This window comes from Prevotella marseillensis (assembly GCF_900625065.1).
Lineage (GTDB): Bacteria > Bacteroidota > Bacteroidia > Bacteroidales > Bacteroidaceae > Prevotella > Prevotella rara.
Window position 1 is genome coordinate 1,897,876 of sequence record NZ_UYXY01000001.1, and the last position, 20,557, is coordinate 1,918,432.

The 20,557-nt window shown below is 43.1% G+C and carries 12 protein-coding genes; 8 read left to right on the top strand and 4 right to left on the bottom strand.

Annotation, left to right across the window (positions count from 1 at the left end; genetic code table 11):
- Positions 1-145: 145 nt before the first annotated feature.
- From EJL04_RS07825 to EJL04_RS07860, 8 genes are all read left to right on the top strand, one after another.
- On the top strand, positions 146-3,235 hold the full coding sequence (locus EJL04_RS07825) for a DUF3427 domain-containing protein (RefSeq protein ID WP_125104602.1): 3,090 nt from the start codon (positions 146-148) through the stop codon (positions 3,233-3,235).
- Between the two features lie 120 nt (positions 3,236-3,355).
- A complete protein-coding gene (locus EJL04_RS07830) occupies positions 3,356-4,279 on the top strand; it encodes a helix-turn-helix domain-containing protein (protein ID WP_164511737.1) in 924 nt (307 codons plus the stop codon).
- A 1,380-nt stretch (positions 4,280-5,659) separates the two neighbouring features.
- Complete coding sequence (locus EJL04_RS07835; RefSeq protein WP_164511738.1) at positions 5,660-6,889, top strand: TolC family protein; 1,230 nt, start codon at positions 5,660-5,662, stop codon at positions 6,887-6,889.
- Positions 6,890-6,891: 2 nt separating this feature from the next.
- Positions 6,892-7,926, top strand: a complete 1,035-nt coding sequence (locus EJL04_RS07840; RefSeq protein WP_021853812.1) for an HlyD family secretion protein — start codon at positions 6,892-6,894, stop codon at positions 7,924-7,926.
- Positions 7,927-7,928: 2 nt separating this feature from the next.
- Positions 7,929-9,626 (top strand): MFS transporter, encoded by a 1,698-nt coding sequence (locus EJL04_RS07845; protein WP_125104605.1) that lies wholly within the window; start codon positions 7,929-7,931, stop codon positions 9,624-9,626.
- Positions 9,627-9,871: 245 nt separating this feature from the next.
- Positions 9,872-10,504, top strand: a complete 633-nt coding sequence (locus EJL04_RS07850) for a type IV toxin-antitoxin system AbiEi family antitoxin domain-containing protein (protein ID WP_125104606.1) — start codon at positions 9,872-9,874, stop codon at positions 10,502-10,504.
- A complete protein-coding gene (locus tag EJL04_RS07855) occupies positions 10,494-11,327 on the top strand; it encodes a nucleotidyl transferase AbiEii/AbiGii toxin family protein (RefSeq protein ID WP_125104607.1) in 834 nt (277 codons plus the stop codon). Before EJL04_RS07850 ends, EJL04_RS07855 begins: the two co-directional genes overlap by 11 nt.
- Before the next feature lie 22 nt (positions 11,328-11,349).
- Positions 11,350-13,023, top strand: a complete 1,674-nt coding sequence (locus EJL04_RS07860; protein ID WP_125104608.1) for a DUF2130 domain-containing protein — start codon at positions 11,350-11,352, stop codon at positions 13,021-13,023.
- A 362-nt stretch (positions 13,024-13,385) separates the two neighbouring features.
- Here EJL04_RS07860 and EJL04_RS07865 read toward each other — a convergent pair whose 3' ends face one another.
- From EJL04_RS07865 to EJL04_RS07880, 4 genes are all read right to left on the bottom strand, one after another.
- Positions 13,386-13,571: a hypothetical protein gene (locus EJL04_RS07865; protein WP_125104609.1), complete on the bottom strand. Its 186-nt coding sequence runs from the start codon at positions 13,569-13,571 to the stop codon at positions 13,386-13,388.
- Positions 13,572-13,587: 16 nt separating this feature from the next.
- Complete coding sequence (locus EJL04_RS07870; protein WP_125104610.1) at positions 13,588-17,367, bottom strand: C10 family peptidase; 3,780 nt, start codon at positions 17,365-17,367, stop codon at positions 13,588-13,590.
- Positions 17,368-18,019: 652 nt separating this feature from the next.
- Entirely contained in the window at positions 18,020-19,258 is a 1,239-nt protein-coding gene (locus EJL04_RS07875; protein WP_125104611.1) for a DUF418 domain-containing protein, read from the bottom strand.
- A gap of 368 nt (positions 19,259-19,626) precedes the next feature.
- Complete coding sequence (locus EJL04_RS07880; protein WP_125104612.1) at positions 19,627-20,529, bottom strand: EamA family transporter; 903 nt, start codon at positions 20,527-20,529, stop codon at positions 19,627-19,629.
- Between the last annotated feature and the right edge of the window lie 28 nt (positions 20,530-20,557).

Consider the following 20,557-nt stretch of genomic DNA (forward strand, 5'->3'; position numbering starts at 1 on the left):
TTTGGGTGTTTGGCATAAGATATTAAACAACAATATTCAGCGAAATTTTCTGCATTATTGTTGAATATTTGTTGACTATTTACATATAAATTTGTATTTTTGCACTTGACTAAAAAATATAAACCAACAAAAAGTATCCATTCTTATGAAATTAGTTAAAGGCGTATACGAAAATATTATTTCTGAACAAGTTTCAAAAGACATTGAAGAAGCTCAAGATGAAGGACTGATATGTAAAAAAGATGATATTGACATTGCCGAATCGCCATCAATACTGACAGCCTATGTCAGCAAGATTATCAAGAATAAACTGAATGACGACTCATTATCCTTAATTGAAAAGCGCAATTATATCAACAAAATAATAGAACTTATTGACGACGACAACAACGATAAGATAAAAGAACACGATAAACTATTGACTGCCGTTATCAGTAATGAGGAAGAAATAAAACTAAAAGCTACAAACAAAAGTTTGGTTCGTCCTTTATCTGGTTTTAGGGTAAGCAATCTTTTTACCGGCGGACAAAGTACGGTATCGCTGGGCAGTGAAATTGAAAGAGACATAACATGCGCAGATAAGATATTTATAATCGTATCGTTTCTTCGTTTGTCTGGAATTAATCTTATATATGACGCCTTAAAGAAATTCTGTTCTAATCCAGAACACGAACTTCGCATCATTACAACAACATATTGCGGAATAACAGAAGCCAAAGCACTGGAACGACTGGCGACACTGCCAAATACACAGATACGAATATCTTATAATACAAGAATAGAACGACTGCATGCCAAAGCGTTTATTTTTGAAAGAAATTCGGGCCTTCATACGGCATATATTGGCTCATCGAATCTTTCAAAATCAGCACAAACTGACGGATTGGAATGGAACATCAGAATCACTAACGTTGAAAATCCGCATATACTAAAAGCTGCTATAGCAACATTTGAGCAATATTGGAACAGTCATAACTTTGAGGACTTCAACGAAGGAGGTATAAAACGTTTCTATGAACAGACAAGAAAAGAACGTGAACAGTTTAAAAGTGAAGTAGTTCTTCACCGATATTCAATATTGCCACACCAGAAACAGATTTTAGACAGGCTTCAGGCAATAAGAGAGGCCGGCATAAATAAGAACCTTATTGTTGCTGCAACAGGAACAGGTAAGACTGTTATATCTGCTTTCGACTATAAGATAAACTCTGCAAATAAAATTCCATACGGAAAGATACTGTTTGTTGCTCATCGTGAAGAAATTCTTAAACAATCATTATTTACGTACAGGGGTGTGTTGATGGATGCAAACTTTGGCGACATGTGGGTAGGCAATTTCAAGCCAGGCAATATCGACCATCTGTTTGTGTCGGTACAAACGTTTAATTCCAATTATGCAGAAATATTTGAAAAGCTGCCTTCTGATTATTATGAATATATCGTAATAGATGAAGCCCATCACCTTGTTGCAAACAGTTACAGAAAAATAATAGAGCATTTCACTCCAAAAATATTGATTGGACTGACCGCCACACCAGAACGTATGGACGGACAAAGTCTTTTGCCTGACTTCTGCAACAGGATAAGTGCAGAAATACGACTGCCACAAGCATTGGACGAAGGTTTGCTTACACAGTTTCAATACCTTTGCATAAGCGACGACACAGATTTAACCGATGACGAATTAATGGCTGGAAACAAATATATATCCTCAAAGATAATTACCAAACTTTGTACCAGCCAAAGGGTTGCGCTGATCATTGATAAACTAAGGTATTATTTGGCCGATGAACACGAATGCAAGGCGCTATGCTTCTGCGCCAATACAGAGCATGCCCGCTTTATGGCTGAAGAATTAAACAAAGCCGGTTTTAAAGCTGCATCTCTGACTGTTGACAATTCGGAAGAACGACAATCTATAAACAGAAAATTTTCTAACGGCGAAATTAATTATCTATGCGTCGTAGACATGTATAATGAAGGTGTCGACATTCCGGCTGTTGATACAGTTTTGTTTCTCCGTCCTACAGAAAGTATCACAATATTCTTGCAGCAGCTTGGACGAGGATTGCGCCTTTATCCCGGCAAACAAGTATTGACCGTTTTAGACTTTGTTGCGCAACTAAATCAAAAGTATGATTACGCAAGCCGCTTCCGCAGTTTGATGACACATACAGACAAGAACATTGTTGACCAAATAAAAAACGGTTTTACATTACTTCCTCATGGATGCTCCATTCACATGGAGGAGAAAGCGAAAGAATATGTATTGCAAAATATTAAAGCTGCAATTTATAACAGGAACAGACTTATAAATGAGCTGCGCTCTTATACCGTTTGTCCAAGTTTGTCTGAATTTATAGCTAACAACGGACAGGACATACGACTAATTTATAAGAATAACTTATGCTGGACTAAATTAAAGAAGTATGCAGGATTTTGCGACTATAAGGAAGACAGCTATACAAAACGATATGAAAAGGGACTGGGTAAATTAATACATTTCAACACCGCTTCTTTCCTGAAGTTCATAAAAGCAACAATAGCAAACAACTGTAATATAAGCTGTAAGGAAGAAAAAGACAAAACTTTTGCCTTAATGCTTTATTACGTTTTATACCAAGATAAAATTCAAGACCTCGGTCTCAATTCGATTGATGTAGCTATCAGGCAGCTTAACAATTATCCTTTATTCATAGAGGAAATAAAAGAAATTGTGGAATATCTTATTGACCACCTATACATCAAGACATTTTCTATCGGTTCAGGCCTGCCTGACGCTCTTGAACAATACGGCTGCTACACACGTGAAGATGTTTTCACGATTTTTGGAAGACAAACTGCCGAAAGGCGTATGCAAGGAAGTGTAGCCGGTGCATTCAATTTTGAAGAGTATAACACAGAAGCCTTCTTTGTTACACTGAACAAATCGGATGCAGACTTTTCTCCAAGTACCCAATATGACGATTATGTTATAAGCGAATATAAATTTCACTGGCAATCACAAAATAACGATTCTCATGCCGGCCGTGGAAAAAGATTTGTTGAACAGAAAAAGAACAAAAAGAAGTTTCTGCTATTTGTCAGGGAACAGAAAAAAGACGGTTTCGGCAACACATGTCCTTTCCACTGCTTCGGATTGGTAGACTATATACGCTCATACGGCGACTTTCCAATGAATATCGAATGGAAGCTGCAAGAGCCTATAATGCCACAATATTTAAAATCGGTGTAGTAGATAAAAATAATCAATACAAGCAATATGATAAAATCTACTTTCATCGACACTACGTTTGATGGAATTGAGACGGTATAATATTGAGATTGCAGAAAATCTCCCAAATATTCACTACCTTTGTCTCCCGAAGACAATATTTGCGGAAAGATGTATAGCGTTCACGACACGTTTTTTGACGAGGTAAGGCATGAGGGATATGAAACCGTGATGCCATGCGATGAGGTTACGGTGTTCAGCACTAAGGCCGGCATGGGCACGGAATATAAGGTTGCGCCCATGCTCAGCGACTCGTTCAGCATAATGCTGGTGAAGAGCGGAACGGTGAAGCTCTCGGTAAACTACAGCACGGAGACACTAAAGAAGAACTCTATAGCTTTTCTGACGCCTAACATGGTGGTGTCGCTGAGCGATGCCGACGAAGACTTCATGATGGAAGGCGTAAGCTTTATGCCGGCATACTTTGACGACCTGTCGGCCTATGCGCCCGTGTATAACCAGATGATTTCGTTTGCCAACGAGAACGCGCTGCCGATAAGGAGTCTGAGCGAAAGCGAAATGGAATGTATGCAGACGATGCTGGGGCTTTATTCTGACATCAACACGGAACAGCTGCACTACAACGGCCTGATGCTGCATCTGTCTAACCTGCTGCTGTTGCGCTTTGCCGAGATACTGAGGGCGGGATGCGCTGCAGATCCATCGAAGGTGCCGCACACCGTGGAGATTTACCGCGAGTTCAGAAAGCTGCTAATCGGCAATTACCTTAAAGAGCACTACATATTGTTTTATTCATCGCAGCTTAACGTGTCGTCAACCTACCTGTCGCGCATAGTGCGCAAGGTGTCGGGACGCTCGGTAAACGAGCACATAGCGCACATGCTGACAACCGAAGCGCGACGGCTGCTCGACTGCACCGACCTGCCCGTGAAACAGATAGCCTACAGACTGGGCTTCGCCGACCAAGCCTCGTTCGGCAAATTCTTCAGAAAACAGTTCGGCGTCTCGCCTACGGAATATAGAGCAGGCGCAGAACGTAAGTAAAAGTAATCAAGGAGTTATGGAGTTAAGACGTATGCCTTGACGGATATTATCATTTGGAGTTAAAGGAGTTATCCTTTCGCAAGCACTACGTTTACTAATGTGCCGGCGGATCTGCGCTCCGCCGGAATTTAGTATCAGGATCTGTGATCCGATTACTTCCTATTTTGTCTTTATACTGTTGTATTAAACTCGCTTAGACATTTAGATTTTTAACTTTTAATTTTTAATTTTCGCCAGAACTTTCCGATCACTTCCTATTTAAAATTACCTTATAACATTATACCAATTTGGTATTTGGATTTTTAACTTATCATCCTTAACTTAAATAAGCGGTATTTTAAGCGGATCAGGAGATCCTGATATTTAATTCCGGCGGAGCGCAGATCCGCCGGCACATTAGTCTTGTTGATTATTGCCACAAGCACTACATGAATCCACGAAGCAAATGGAATTTAAACAATGTAGCAAAAGCCTCCCCACGGGAAAATCCAAATGCATTGTTGAGTATTGTCATTTGGAGTTAAAGGAGTTATCCTTTCGCAAGCACTACGTTTACTAATGTGCCGGCGGATCTGCGCTCCGCCGGAATTGAATATCAGGATCTGTGATCCGATTACTTCCTATTTTGTCTTTATACTGTTGTATTAAACTCGCTTAGACATTTAGATTTTTAACTTTCGCCAGAACTATCCGATTACTTCATATTTAAAATTACCTTATAACATTATACCAATTTGGTATTTGAAATTTTAACTTATCATCCTTAACTTAAACAAGCGGTACTTTAAGCGGATCAGAGATCCTTATATTCTATTCCGGCAGATTGCAAATCAGCCGGCACAATAGTCTTGTTGATTATTTTCACAAGCACTACGTTAGCATTTGGATTTTTCACTCTTCACTCTTCGTTCTTCACTTAAATATGCTCCTAGCTCACCTTAGTGAGCGATAACTCCTTTAACTTCTTTAACTCCCAATTACAATATCCAACAAGGCATTTGGATTCTTCACTCTTCACTCTTCGTTCTTCACTTAGAAAATACTCCTTTAACTCCCAATAACAATATACCCAACAAGACAATTGCAAAAATAATTAACAAATAACAGAATTATTAAGACATTATCATTAACATGGCATTGGGGCTTATGGTAAAAGAAATAACACAGAAAGAACCTGAAAAATGGACAAAATGAGGCTATTTGTTTCGTATATGACAAATTTAGGGCTGATATAGAATAATCTTAATCAAAGTTAAATCCGTAATTTTGCACACCAAAAAAGCGACATAAAGTATGAGATTACGGAGATTAGCCGTGTTGTTATTATTTGCCGGCAGCAGTGTTGTGGCGTGCCGGATGTCCGCTCAGAAACCGTTGAGGATGACAATTGACGAATTATTTAGAAGAGTGGAACAATCGAATGTAGAAGTTAAAGCGGCACAAAAGGATGTGAACATTTCCAGACAACTAGAAAAGAACGCAAGGGCAAAGCGACTGCCCGACATCGGTCTGGAAGCAGGAGTAAACTATCTGGGGGATGCAACAATTCTGGAACGTGACTTTTCGAACCCTACACGTTCGGCAATGCCCCATCTGGGCAACTTGCTTTCTCTTTCGCTCTATCAGCCTCTCTACTCCGGAGGTGAGATAACGGCAGGAATACAGAAGACGAGATATCAGACACAGATGGCATCTACCGACCTGAAGATTGTTACGGATAACATTAAAATGGAGGTGCTCGACTGCTATCTCAGTCTTCTGAAAAACCGCAACCTGCTGAGTGTGTACGACGAGAACATCAAGCTGACAAAACAACTGATTGAGGAGATGAAGGTGCGCTCTGAACAGGGGCTGGCACTGGCAAACGACGTTACGCGCTACGAACTGACCCTGTCGAACCTTACTTACGACAGAAGCACCGTGGCCAACGCCGTGGAGCATCTTAACTACAGTCTGCTGGTGTATCTCGGACTTGACGAAGACACGATGATAGAGCCATGGCTCGGCACGGACGAGATGAATCTGCCCGACCTTGGAGCAAGCCACTGGAGGCAGGAGGCCGAGATGTCGCCCAAGCTGAAACGGCTCGACCTGGCCTACTCGCAGGCAAAGACCGAAGAGAAGATTGTGCGCAGCCGCATGATGCCCATGATAGGACTGACGGCAGGCAACAGTCTCGAAGGCCCGATAACCAACTGCGCTCCCGTGAAGAACAACAACATTAACACATGGTGGGTGGGCGTGAAACTGTCGATGAACCTGTCGGCCTTCTACAAAGACAACACCTCGCTCAACGCCGCAAGGATGCAGACGGCAAAGCTGGTGGACAACCGCCAGGCCGAAAAGGAAACGATAGACCGAAAGGTGGACCAGATGTACAAATACTACACCGAGGCATGCCGTCAGGTGGAGACGCAGAAAAAGAACGTGGAACTGGCCAACGAGAACTACAGGATTGTGGAGCAGCGCTATTCGGCCGACCTGTCGCTGCTGACCGACATGCTCGACGCATCGACGTCAAAGCTCGACGCCGAAGTAAGACTGGTTAACGCACGCGTGAATGTGGTGTACTATTATTATCAACTAAAATATATTTCAGGAAACTTTTAAACATGAACCGCAAGACAAGACGAATGATCCAGAACATCGTGGTTCTGGCTGTGCTGGCAATAGGTATATGGTGGATATGTGTACAGTTTATAAAATTCAACGTTTCAACCTTCACTGACAACGCGCAGGTGCGCCGACACATCGTGCCGGTGAACGCACGCGTGCAGGGCTACATCAAAAAGGTGTGCGTTGAGGAATATTCCTTCGTGCATAAAGGCGACACGCTGGTGATACTCGAAGACAGAGAATACAGGCTGAAACTGGCCGAAGCCGAAGCCGAACTGCAGAACGCCGTGTCGGGCAAGACGGTGATGAGCTCGGCGATAAGCACCACGGAAAGCAACATAGGCGTGAACGAGGCGTCGATACTGGGCACAAAGGCCGAACTGGAGAACGCCGAACGCGACCTGCAACGCTACTCGGTGCTGCTGAAAAACAAGGCCGTGACGCAGAAACAGTATGACGACGTGAAGACAAGATATGAAAGTACAAAGGCCGAATATGACATGCTGTGCAGACAGAAGCGCTCAACGTCGCTGACCAAGAACGAACAGACAAAGAAACTGGGACAGCAGGACGCAAGCATAAAACTGGCCAAGGCGCGCAAGGACTATGCCGCACTGGACGTGTCGTACACCGTGATAACGGCACCTGCAGACGGATATACATCGAAGATAACGCTGCAGGAGGGACAGCTCGTGCAGCCCGGACAGACGCTGATGTCGGTGGTTGACGAAAACGACGTGTGGGTTGTGGCCAACTATAAGGAGACACAGACAGCAAAGATGAAGCCAGGCGACCGAGTGAGGATAACCGTAGACGCCATACCGGGCATTGAATATGTGGGCGTGATAGAGGCCATGTCGAATGCCACGGGGGCACAATACTCCATAGTGCCGCAGGACAACGCCACGGGCAACTTTGTGAAAGTGGAACAGAGGCTGCCGGTGAAAATACGCTTCACGAAGGAGAACAGCAAAGAGAACATAAGGCGGCTGCGTGCCGGCCTGAACGTTGAATGTGAAATGATCGACTGATAATGGCCAAGCTATATCATACGACAAACACCGTGATACGCATGCGGCAGCTCCTGATGTATAAAGACTGGGTACCGCCACGGCTGCGCTTCTGGCTGTATATGGCGTTCGGCTTTCTGTATCAGTATGTGGGAAGCATCAACACGTCGTACTCAAACCAGATTGTAAGCGAGATAGCGCTGCTCAACGAGGACATACAGATGGCAGGCTACTGCACCCTGGGCGGCATAACGGTGTGCTTCCCGGTGATGTACAGGCTGAAATTCTATATGTACACGCGGCAGCTGTTTTTCGTTTCTGCCATCGGAATAATAATATGCAACGCCCTTACCATGTCGGTAACCGAGCCGTGGATGATATGGGGACTGGCCTTCATTGCGGGCTTCTGCAAGATGCTGGGCATGTTTGGCTGCACGAGCGTGTTCCGTCTATGCGTAACGCCGTCGCGCAACTATGCCGTGTTCTTCCCTGTTGTCTACATCATGGTGTGCGGCGGAACATATCTTTCAGGCATAACGACGGCATATCTTACATACTACGGCAACTGGCGACTGATGAACCTGTTTGTCATAGCGCTGATGATGATTCATTGCGGCATAGTATATTTCATGATGAAGCCCGACCATCGTCCGGGTCCGTTCCTGTCGCTAAATGGTGTCGACTTCATAGGTCTGTTCCTCTGGAGCGCGTTCCTGATATCAGGCATGTGGATGTTCACCTACGGCGAGCATTACGACTGGTGGATGAGCAGCACTATATGGCAGGCCACGGGCATAACGCTGGCGTTTTTTGCCGCAGCCCTGTGCCGGTCGAAGTTTCACGAGAAGCCGTATCTGCCGCTGTCTATATTCAAGTTCAGGTCAGTGCAGCACCTCATGCTGCTTCTGCTCGGCGTTGGCATTCTTCAGGCTGCGCCCAAGCTGTTGCAGTCGATATATCTGTCATCTGTGCTGAAATACGACTCGCTCAACACGATATCGCTCAACTGGCCTATACTCTACGGCGTGGTGGTAGGCTCGCTGCTGGCCTTTGCCACATTCGTAAAGTGGCACTGGGGATTCAAGAAATACTTTATTGTGGCACTTATGCTGCTCACCTTTTACGAAGTGTCGATGTATTTTCTCATCGACGGCGACACCAACAGAGAGGCATTCTTCATCCCGCTGTTTGCCTTTGGCGTGTCTGAGGTGATGATAGGCTCGGCGTCTAACGTATATCTGTCGCAGTCGCTCCCCTTCTCTCACTTTTTCTTCGGCCTCAACTCCATAGGATACATACGCTGTGGCATAGGAACGGCCTTAGGCTCGGCCACGGTGCAGCGACTATACAACTGGTCGATATCAAAAAACAGCCTCAACGCGTCCGACAACATGGACGGAACGGTGATGCCGTTCGACCTGCCGTCGTGGAGCGACACGATGGCTGTGATATCCAAGCAGGCCGTGATGATATCCATAAAGGAGTGCTACGGCTACATGACGGTCATAGGCATACTAATGATGATGCTCATCATTATTCACCACTACCGCCTGCCCGTAATCCGCCTGCTGCCCAGAATGGCAGCCATACGCCAATGGATGAACACCGAGAAGACCAACGACCCGAAGGGCTCCGTTATTCCGAACAAAGCGGAAGAGGACGACAAAGATGAAGAAGATGACGCTGATTGTCTGGAAGATAAAAAAGAAAAGGAGAACTGACGGAAGACAGACACCCCCAAAAACTTCACCTTTCGCCTGCTCCTCAGAATGAAGAGCAAACAGAAGCTAAAACATTAAGACGGCATAAAAGTTGTAAAATTTTGAACAGTTAAGTATGTTTTATATATATTACTGTTCAAAATTTTACTATATTTGCAAAAACAAACAATGTTCTCAATATCCATGCTAATCTAAATAAGCATGGTTACCAGACATCTTGTTTGAGTAAACTTTATCCGTACATCATGAATAATGTTTTAGCAAAACTCGGCAACATACCGGTAACGTCCTCAATAATTGAATCACTATATCCACAATTAAAAGGAGGAAGCCAAAAAATAAGACAACTTGAGAAAAGCGGAGATATTATCCGCCTTAAGAGAGGACTGTACATATGTAATCCTGAGATATCAGACAGGCCTCTGTCTACCGAGCTTATCGCCAATCATCTTTACACCCCGTCATATGTATCTATGTCTTCTGCATTGCGTTACTATGGCCTCATACCTGAAATGGTTTACACTATGCAGTCAATGACGCTAAAACATTCACGTTGCTTTGACACTGCATTTGGACGGTTTGAATATACATACACCCCAAGAAAATCATTTTCAATAGGACTGTCGAGCATTGAAAAGGACGGATATGCGTTCGTGATGGCTACACCGGAAAAAGCACTATGTGACCTGATTGCCAACTCACCAAGCGTAAATCTAAGATCCATAAAAGATGCTGAAACGTATCTTGAAGAAGACATACGCATGGAGATGGACGACTTTTTAATGATGAACGTAAACATCTTTGAAGAATATGCCAAGACTGGCAAAAAGTCGGAATCAATAAGAACCTTAATAAAACTGCTAAACAATGACAAATGACATTTACGACAGTATGCTTTCGGCATACGACCTTTCTACCGAACAGAAGAAACGCAATGCCATATTTGAGGTTAACCAGCAAATAATACTTGCCGGTCTTTATAACGGAGGTTTCTTCAACGTGGCTGCGTTCTATGGCGGTACATGTCTTCGTATTTTCCATGGTCTTCAACGCTTTAGCGAAGACATGGACTTCTCTCTTTTGGCACCTGACGACGAATTTGATTTCAAGAAATATTTTCAGCCCATCATCGATGAATTTGCCGTTGTGGGAAGAAACGTGGAAATAAAAAAGAAAGACAAAAAGAGTTTTGGAAAGGTTGAATCGGCATTTCTAAAAGACAACACTGATGTTTACGACATATCTTTCCGTACAGACAAATCGATAAAAATAAAAATTGAGGTTGACACACAGCCACCGCTGAAATCTGAAACTGAGCAAAAGTTGCTGTTGCAGCCACATTCATTTATGACACGCTGCTTTGTTTTGCCCGACCTGTTTGCAGGCAAAATGCATGCACTGGTGTACCGTGCCTGGAAAAATCGAGTAAAGGGACGCGATTGGTATGATTTTGAATGGTATGTACGCCATAATGTACCACTTGACTTCAAGCATTTGGCAGAACGCGTAAAGCAGTTTAATAATGAGGAAATTGACATGGATACATTTATCGCGTTGCTGAAAGAAAAATTATCAACTGCCAATATAAATCAGGTTAAAAATGACGTCCTGCCTTTTGTCAGGAATCCGAAAGAACTGGATATCTGGTCAAATGATTACTTTGTACAACTGGCAGATTTGATAAAGATTATAAATGTGTAAGAAATAACAAAAACTCGATAATATGAAAGAAATAAGATGTCCTAAATGTCAGAGCGTGTTTCAGGTAGACGAGGCCGACTATGCTTCTATCGTCAGTCAGGTTAAGAACGCCGAGTTTAACGACGAACTCAACCGCAGACTTGAAGAGGTGAGGAAACAATATGCGGCAGAACTGAAGGCCGACGTGATGAAGTCGAAACAGACGTTCGGACAGCAGCTGTCGGCAAAGGATCTTGAAATAGGAGAAAAGAATACTGAGATAGAACGGCTGAAGGCTCAGATAGACAGCATGGCGCAGGCGAAGGCGCTTGAACTGGCTGAAGAGATGAGCAAGAAAGACCAGGAGATATCAGAACTGAAAGCCAAGATAGAAAGCACGGCACAGGCTAAGGCACTAGAACTGGCCGGAGAAATGAACAAGAAAGACCAGGAGATATCCGAACTGAAAGCCAAGATTGAAAGCACGGCGCAGGCTAAGGCTCTCGAACTGGCCGGGGAAATGAACAAGAAAGACCAGGAGATATCAGAACTGAAAGCCAAGATTGAAAGCACGGCGCAGGCTAAAGCTCTCGAACTGGCAGGAGAAATGAACAAAAAGAATCAGGAGATATCCGAACTGAAGGCTAAGATAGAGAGCATGGTACAGACTAATGCGCTCGAGCTGGCCGGTGAGTTGGCAAAGAAGGACAAGGAGATTTCGGAACTGAAATCCACAATTTCGCAGAGTAAGGATGCCTGTCAGATAGCCGTGCTTGAGGAACAACGCAAGGCGCAGGACGCTCTGAAGGAGAAAGAAAACAAAATTGTTGAGCTTACGGGCATGGTGAACCAGCAGAAGAATGAGGCCGCACTGCGTGAGAACAACATAAAGGAAACTTACGAGATACAGCTGAAAAAGAAGCAGGAAGAGGTTGACTACTATAAAGACCTGAAGACAAGGATGTCGACAAAAATGGTCGGCGAGACGCTCGAAATACACTGCAGCACGGAGTTCAACCGCATGCGCCCGCTATTCCCCAACGCCTACTTTGAGAAAGACAACGACGCATCGGGCGGCAGCAAGGGCGACTTCATATTCCGCGACTATGAAGACGGCTTTGAATATATCTCCATTATGTTTGAGATGAAAAACGAAATGGATCAGACTGCGACGAAGCACAAGAACGAGGACTTCCTGAAGAAACTCGACGACGACCGCAAAGCAAAGAAATGCGAATTTGCCGTACTTGTGTCGCTGCTCGAACCTGAAAGTGAGCTTTACAACACGGGCATCGTTGACATGTCGCACCGCTATCCTAAGATGTACGTCATCCGTCCGCAGTTCTTCCTCCCGCTGATAACGCTACTTGTGCAGACGTCAAAGAAGAGCATAGAGTATCAGCGCCAACTGGCCATTGCGCGCAGCCAGTCGGTAGACGTAACCAACTTTGAGAGCCGCCTCAACGACTTCAAGGAGAAGTTTGCCAACAACTACCGCCTTGCGAGCGAGAAGTTCAAGACAGCCATCGACGAGATAGACAAGTCGATAACTCACCTGCAAAAGATAAAAGAGGCCCTCGTAGGCTCCGAGCGCAACCTCCGCCTTGCCAACGACAAGGCAGACGGCCTGACGATAAAGAAGCTTACATACAACAACCCGACTATGAAAGAGAAATTTAAGGAAGCACGGGCTGTTGAGGAGGATGAGGACGAATAATACTCCTGAATGACACACATCAGGCAAAAAACGATAGGCCCCGAAACATCATTATTTACGCACACAAGAATGTAAAACCAATGACGCTTCGGGGCTTATTATGTGTATCTTAACATGGCAATACAGCCACAACTTTTATAAGGGTGTGACGGGAGATACAGTGAACGTGCTTCTGGCGTCAGCGGTCTATAACTTCAAAAGAGCCATGAAAGCTATTTGGTGCATACTTCAAAAAATATGCGAGATACTGTGTCAGAACAATATCTCGCAAAAATGTTTTTTTAAAGGGACGACTAGTTATTGAAGCCATCCCGCTTTCCGCTTAATAAAGAGAATCTTATACCACCAATAATATAGGCGCATTAATCCCAAATACTGCTTGCGTTGTTTTTTTCAAAACCGGGAAAAGGATTATCATCTGAACCAACACCTGCATAATCATCATCAAAATCAGGGTTGCTAGACGGATTTGATCCGGCTAATATACTTATACTACCTTTAATGTCTACAACCTCAATTGTAGGTTTAATATATTTCAATTTATTCATATTTAATTACATTTTATTATTTAACCAATACTTTAATTCCTCCTACGATGTAAACACCTGCCGGCATGCTTATCTTTGTTGTACCTTGACTGACATTATATGAGTATGAACGTCCGTCAACTGTAGATATGTTTATCTTGCGCGGGGAGTCTGATTCGACAACAATTAATCCTTTGTCAGAATTTACCTTATAACCATCATTTTTACCATCAGCAACGCCGGCAATTACGGTAGTCTCATCCTTCATCACGTCACCTTTTAAAGAAAAAGACTTAAACATGGTTGAAACAATGTCTTTTGGTTCAAAGTATGCTTCAAACTGACGAAGTGTTACAAGATTGGCATCTTCTGTACTTGCTGTGTCCCACTTATAAAATGAACTTCCGTCACGATTCATGACATAATATATAGATGGAAGTTCTAAAGCATAGGGATATGGCGTCATGTCAACATTCAATCCTCCATTATTATAATTAGGAGTAGCAAAATCTCCTTTATCCACCAATTTTTCGCCATTAACCAATGTAGGTCCAACAAAAGTAAGAGGAATACCAATAAGACTGTTCTTACCTTCATCCGGTACGGAAATTATGTAACTATGACCAGCCTCAATTGATTCCACATTTGAAGAGAATGTAAGCTGTTGAGCATTGTCAGTCATCTCACCCAACCAGAAATCACCAGTCTTTGTTGATGTAGCCCATGACATCTGGCGTCCGTTTGCATTCTCAATACGAAGTACATTAAACGGTAGAGCCAACGTTTCCCAACCATATCCAGAAGTTCCTGCAGAATTTTTTATCACCCTATCAAAAGTTCTAGTATATGTAACCTTAATATTCTCAAATGTCATATTCTCCAGATTGCTAACAGTAATGCCATGCTGGAAGTTTAACACACCACCTGCAGTTGAGTACGCACGAGGTCCGTCGTTTCCATCATAACTATCATTTGCCAGTTTCAAAGTACCATTACCTTGTATCGATACTGTATGACCATTATCAATGAGGAAAGACTCGAACTTAGAATAGTATAGACCGGCCATCTCATTATTGTTCTTAAGCACAATATCCATATCAACAGTACCAGTCTGTATTGAACCGATACGTGCATTATCAAGAGTTATTATAGCCTTTGCCTTAGGCAAATTGGTTGCATAGCCACTGCGCAGTCCGAAATAGAAATTGTGAAGGTCAAGTTTATCATCACCATCACTATTTGTCCAACCTCCTATCAACGTTACTTCCATTCCATCATAGATATATGGATAAAAATAATTCTGTCCTTTTTTTGCTCTTTCTTCAACAGCTTCTGTAACATTGAGGTATATATCCATTTTAACATTAACATCATTAATGCCTCTTGTTTTCAGTTCATTAAGTTTCTGAGTCAGATTGAATGTATAATCTGCATTATTTGCTGTCCCATATACATATTCTTCTTTATTTTGTCCGTTTTCTGCATATGATACCAAGGCACGCAATTTCCACATCGTAGATGATACTGGAGAAGAAATGGTTGGTAATACTTCGTATGTATCACTAGACCAGATTGCCGATCCAGGCTTTTTTCCTCCTTCACGGAATGTAACAAAACTAGTACGCATCAGCTGCACCTTCATTTGGCCTTCAGCCTCTTTCCCCATCTCTTTACACGTCCCTTGTGAACTTCCGTCATGCCAACGATTGTACCATTCGTTGATTGAATAAATTGTACCAGGCAACTTATTGGCATTATCTGAGCCAACATAGAGTTCTTTAACTCCATAAGGCACATGTAAAGTAGAATTATCACTTATATTCTTAAATACGCACCAATTAATATAATATGGTACCGGATTATAGACATAAACATCGTGCAAACTTCTACAACTGAAAAATGCATTGTAGTTTATATTACTAACATTTTTCGGAATATGTACTTCTTCCAACTTTGAACAATACATAAAAGCATTAGCACCTATAATAGTACAACTGTTTGGCAGATATACTGTTTTTAGTGCAAGTGTATATCCATCGCTATTATAAATTTCTTTATAGAAAGCCGCTTCTGGAACCGCATTTGCAGGGTGACTTCCGCTCGCCACAATGTTGACTTCAGATAAATTAAGTGTTTCAAGCATGGGCATGTTGTCTCGAATATAATAGAAATCATCCGCATTCATGTCTCCTATTACAGTAAGCTCTCCGATGTTACATGGATTAACATTTTTGTTATTTATAACATCAGACAAATACCCTGCCTTTCCTGTTAAATCTACGTTTACATTTTCAAGCTTTGTTTTGTCTATAATCTGCGCTTGAATGGTCATTGTTTCAGTAGGAGTAATATAGAATGCTCCATCAAAAAGATTAGCGAAATTCTTGCTGGCAAAATAGTCTTTCATAAGATACTTCTTACCATTAACAGTAAGTATTACTTCATTGTCTGAAACAGCAGACGATGTACGTTTAGCAAAGAACAGGAATGGGGTGCCATATGCGAGTTCAAGTTCCTGTCCATTGATACTCTCATATGTGAGGCTTGTACTCGTAATGACACGCTGCAGCAAATCAACGCCACCTGTTTGAGCAACTTCAAACTTAACTTTTACGACACCTGCACTAACTGCCGGTATAGATGTAATAAGATCACTGCTCTCACCTGCAAGTGCTTCGACGAGCCTGATGTTTAAGGCACGTTCACCTGTATTTAAATTATCTGCTGTTGCCAAACGTAAAGAATAATTACTCAAGTCGACATCTGACGATGCTGTAAACTTTACTCCCGAAATAAGCAATGAATTTAATATTCTGCGATATGAAAATCCATCAGCACTGTTATACTGCTTTGCTATTTCTAATGTGTTATCTGGCTGTGTAATTATAATTTTTCCACTATCGTCTGTACGTACTAATACTGGAAAAATGTAACCAGAAAACGGCTTACCATCCAAATCCCAATTCTGTAGAGCTGAAGCCGTTACATCAAAAGGCTGTCCTGAAACAATATTATTTACAGACATCGACAAACCACGAGAGCCTTCATTAGACACTAGTTTGAGTGATGATACATCTGCACGAGCTTGCTCTTCCGTACGAATGCCACATACCATTTCAGGAGTATCACCATAAGTTTTATTTCCTATTGTTACACTGAAGATATCATCAACCCATTGAGAATTGTCCGCTATATCAGCGCCTTGTCCACCATTAATATGAAACTTATAACCATATTTTGTATTTACGTCCCTTTTAATACCGTCAATTACAAATGCATGCCTTATAGTTCCTACGCTAAAATCAGATTCTGATTCTGAAGTATAGGTAGCAGCAGGCTCAGTCCCGGCACTATATATTACAGGCATTCCATTATTTATGTTACGTACTATCAGAGCCACCCATTCTTCATCTGTCATCCCACTACTGGCTTTAAGGTAATACTTAACACTGTTTCTGTCAAACTCAAAAGAATTAACCAATTGAACAGCAACTTCAGATAATGCTGCTGAACTTTCATTCTCCCCATATTGTGTATTTATGCTTTGTGCCGCATCATACATAAGTTGGGCAAGGCCATTGTCACCCGTAACTGTATTATAATCATATTTTGTTGGTGACTTATGGTAATCCATTATAATGGTCATAGCCGTTGCCATGCATCCCATCGGATAATCATTTTTGGTTATAGACTTGTAAACATAATTGTAGTCACCCTTCTGCTGGATGGCTGTATTAGTCGGAAAATACAGCTGTTGAGCTGAAACAGCCCACACCGATGCAAGAAGAATAGCGATTGAAGCTAAAAATCTTTTCATTAAAATCAAAAATTAAAAAATAAACAATCTTTTTATACTAAAAAATATTATCCTTAAACGCACATTTATTAATGTGTTACTCAAATTTTATTGCAAATATATAACATTACGATTTAAATATAGGTTTAGATTACATTTTGTTAACTTAAAAAGACAAAATATAATGATTAAACTTAATTCCACATTTAACTCTGTCAATATTTCAATGTATTAACTAACATAGTGATTTAGTGAAGAATGGTTACCGAATGCATGACTTTATCAGTCTTACTATTGGCGGTAGGAAGATGGCGTACTAAATAAGTTGTCAATCTCCTCCAATAAAAAGTATGTCCAGTACACTGCTATTGACTAAAATTAGTGGCCCGGTAACGAATAAAAACTGGGCCACTTTCGGTTAAAAAGTGGCCCACTTACGATGCGTAAACGATAGGTTAATGATTTAAAACCTAAACACTGTTATTTGCTTACACATTTGCTTGTAAAAACATTTTTCTTGCTTATTTTTTTACCATAAACACATGTTTTCCTTTCGATTTTCAGCACTTAAAATCTTATATGCCAAAGACGGCGCAGACATTATACGTCTAAAGCAGCAAAACAGACATATAACATTTTACATTTTTATCAAAGCTACGACAATCAACCTTCCCTACCCTCTCTGTTTCTGTTTGAACAACTGAAGAGGTTTGCCGTAGTTGAGCATGCGCCAGATCCACTCTAGGGGGCCGAAAAGGCAGTAATGAAGCCACAGACGGCTTAGCAACATCTGAAGGACAAACACGCCGAGGGCTATAATCTCTGTAAACGAAAGGCCCACGCCGGCACCAAGACCGAAGCCTATGCCGTAGAAAAGGAACATGCCTGCTATAGACTGACAGATGTAATTGGTCAAAGCCATGCGGCCGGGAGCGGCAAGGGCGCACCATACCGCCGAACTGCTGCTGCGGAGATAAAGCAGGCAGAGGGACGACATATAGGCGAAACCGAGCGGATAGACGCTGACAGCGTAAAGCAATGAGTGGGCAGCGTTGCCAAAAGGATGACCGCCAACGGCGCTCCATGCATAGACAACAGACAAAGGAATACCGACACTGAAGCCTATAACCGACACGCGGCGCAGCAGGTGCCGGTGGGCAGAAAGGTCGGCGTATATCTTCTGACGCCCGATGTAATAGCCTATCAGAAACAGGCCAAGGACCTTAAAGTAGCGGTTGCCGTCGACAAACTCCTGCACTCTCACCAACGCTCCCTGAATAAGAAACTGAAACACCTGAGCATAACTGTCGGCATCGCGCAGCCAATAGCCGAAGTTTTCTTCTGTTATGCCGTACTTGCGGCAGTAATGCCACTGAGCCTCAACGGCAGGAGCCGAGAGACTCACGCCGAAGATTTGTGTCAGTGTGTCGACAGCCACGGGCAGCAAAAGGAAGAAGGCTGCCCACGAAAGCATCTTCCGGTTGCTCACGTTTCTGAACAACGGCAGCACCATTCCCATAAGGGCATAAAGCATAAGTATGTCGCCGCTCCAGATGAACATAAGATGCATGAATCCTATAGCGAGCAACACGGCCATGCGCCTATAGAACAGCCTGAAAGCCCCGTTGCCTTTCTGTTCGGCATGACTTATTATTATCGAGAAGCCCATGCCGAAGAGCAGCGAGAACAGGGTGTAGAACTTGCCGTCGATGAACACATACTGCAAGAATCGCACAATCCTGTCCACACCGGCTGAAGGCATTGACGCGGCAACGTCGGCCGGCTGAAACGTATAGAGCGAGAACTCGGGATAATTGGCAAGACAGATGCCAAGCAAGGCGAAGCCTCTAAGTGCGTCGAGAATGACATAGCGTTCCGACGGCTTTACTGGGGAATAGTTGGTTTTGGACATGGATATATTTTTTAGGAGTTAAGGAGTTATGAAGTTAAGGAGAAGTTCCTTGAGCATAGCGAAAAAAGACGTATGCCTTTAGGGTATTGTCATTTGGAGTTAAAGTAGTTAAAGGAGTTATCGCCAACAAGTTGGCTAGGAGTTAGAGCCATATGCTTTGTGAATCCTTATCCAGGGATAGACACAAGACATTTGGATTTTTCACTCTTCACTTTTCACTGTTCACTTTCGTATGGCGCTGTTTAATTTTTACTTTTTAATTTTTAATTACGCATCGCGCTCCCCGCCTGCTCTTCACATTCACAAGGCAAATCATAATTAGCTAACGCTGAACTTTGTTTCTCCATTCTCAACTCTCAATTCTCAATTTACTTTCTGTTCACCATCATCACGCTTATCAGTATCACGGCAAGACCGGCGAGCTGTATCAGCGTTACGTCCTCATGACCAAGGCCGGCACCGATGACTACAGCAACAACGGGATTGACGTAAGCATGAGTGGCAACTTCGGTGGCAGGACGCACACGCAGCAGCCAGATGTATGCCGTGTATGCCATCATTGAACCGAATACTATAAGATATGCCAACGAAAGCCATGATACGGATGATACTGCGGAGAGCTGCAAACTGCTGAAATCGCCCGACAATCCTGCGCACAAGGCAAACACGAATCCCGCACCAAGCATCTGCCAAGCCGACGACGAGAGTCCGTCGTCATCACTGCCGCGGATGTGATATTTTGAATACAGCGTGCCGCATGCCCACGATATGCATCCGCCTATAAGCAGAAGCACGCCATACTCATAATGACTGCCGCCGTGGCGCTGCATGTTGAGCTGTTCGAGATAGAGCATGGCCACACCAAGAAAGCCAAGCACGATGCCTGCCACGGTGGAGACACCTCTGAAATTGCGACGCCACTGCGGAACATCGAGCAGCATTATCCACAAAGCCGTAGACGAAGCCATTATTGCGACAAGACTGCTGCTGACATAGCGCTGGGCAAACATGATGACGCCCTGGTCGACAAACAGAAGAATGATGCCGCACACGGCCGACTTAAAGATAAGTCCACGGCGCAACAGCCGCTCGCCACGCAACCGGCATACAGCAAGCAAGGCCAGACCAGCCACGGCGAAGCGTACCGTGCCGAGCACGAACGGCGGAAAGTCGTGAAGACAAACCCCGATGAAATAATATGTAGAGCCCCATACAACGTATATGAGGAAATAGGCTGCAGCTACCGTAAGGCGGCCGGGTGGCTGTGGCATAGGCAGTTTGTTTTGTAAATAGTAATAA

Bases quoted from the DNA above. Each gene is read 5' to 3' on its own strand.
- EJL04_RS07825 (WP_125104602.1), top strand. From the start codon at position 146: ATGAAATTAGTTAAAGGCGTATACGAAAATATTATTTCTGAACAAGTT.
- EJL04_RS07835 (WP_164511738.1), top strand. From the start codon at position 5,660: ATGACAATTGACGAATTATTTAGAAGAGTGGAACAATCGAATGTAGAA.
- EJL04_RS07840 (WP_021853812.1), top strand. From the start codon at position 6,892: ATGAACCGCAAGACAAGACGAATGATCCAGAACATCGTGGTTCTGGCT.
- EJL04_RS07845 (WP_125104605.1), top strand. From the start codon at position 7,929: ATGGCCAAGCTATATCATACGACAAACACCGTGATACGCATGCGGCAG.
- EJL04_RS07850 (WP_125104606.1), top strand. From the start codon at position 9,872: ATGAATAATGTTTTAGCAAAACTCGGCAACATACCGGTAACGTCCTCA.
- EJL04_RS07855 (WP_125104607.1), top strand. From the start codon at position 10,494: ATGACAAATGACATTTACGACAGTATGCTTTCGGCATACGACCTTTCT.
- EJL04_RS07860 (WP_125104608.1), top strand. From the start codon at position 11,350: ATGAAAGAAATAAGATGTCCTAAATGTCAGAGCGTGTTTCAGGTAGAC.
- EJL04_RS07865 (WP_125104609.1), bottom strand. From the start codon at position 13,571: ATGAATAAATTGAAATATATTAAACCTACAATTGAGGTTGTAGACATT.
- EJL04_RS07870 (WP_125104610.1), bottom strand. From the start codon at position 17,367: ATGAAAAGATTTTTAGCTTCAATCGCTATTCTTCTTGCATCGGTGTGG.
- EJL04_RS07875 (WP_125104611.1), bottom strand. From the start codon at position 19,258: ATGTCCAAAACCAACTATTCCCCAGTAAAGCCGTCGGAACGCTATGTC.
- EJL04_RS07880 (WP_125104612.1), bottom strand. From the start codon at position 20,529: ATGCCACAGCCACCCGGCCGCCTTACGGTAGCTGCAGCCTATTTCCTC.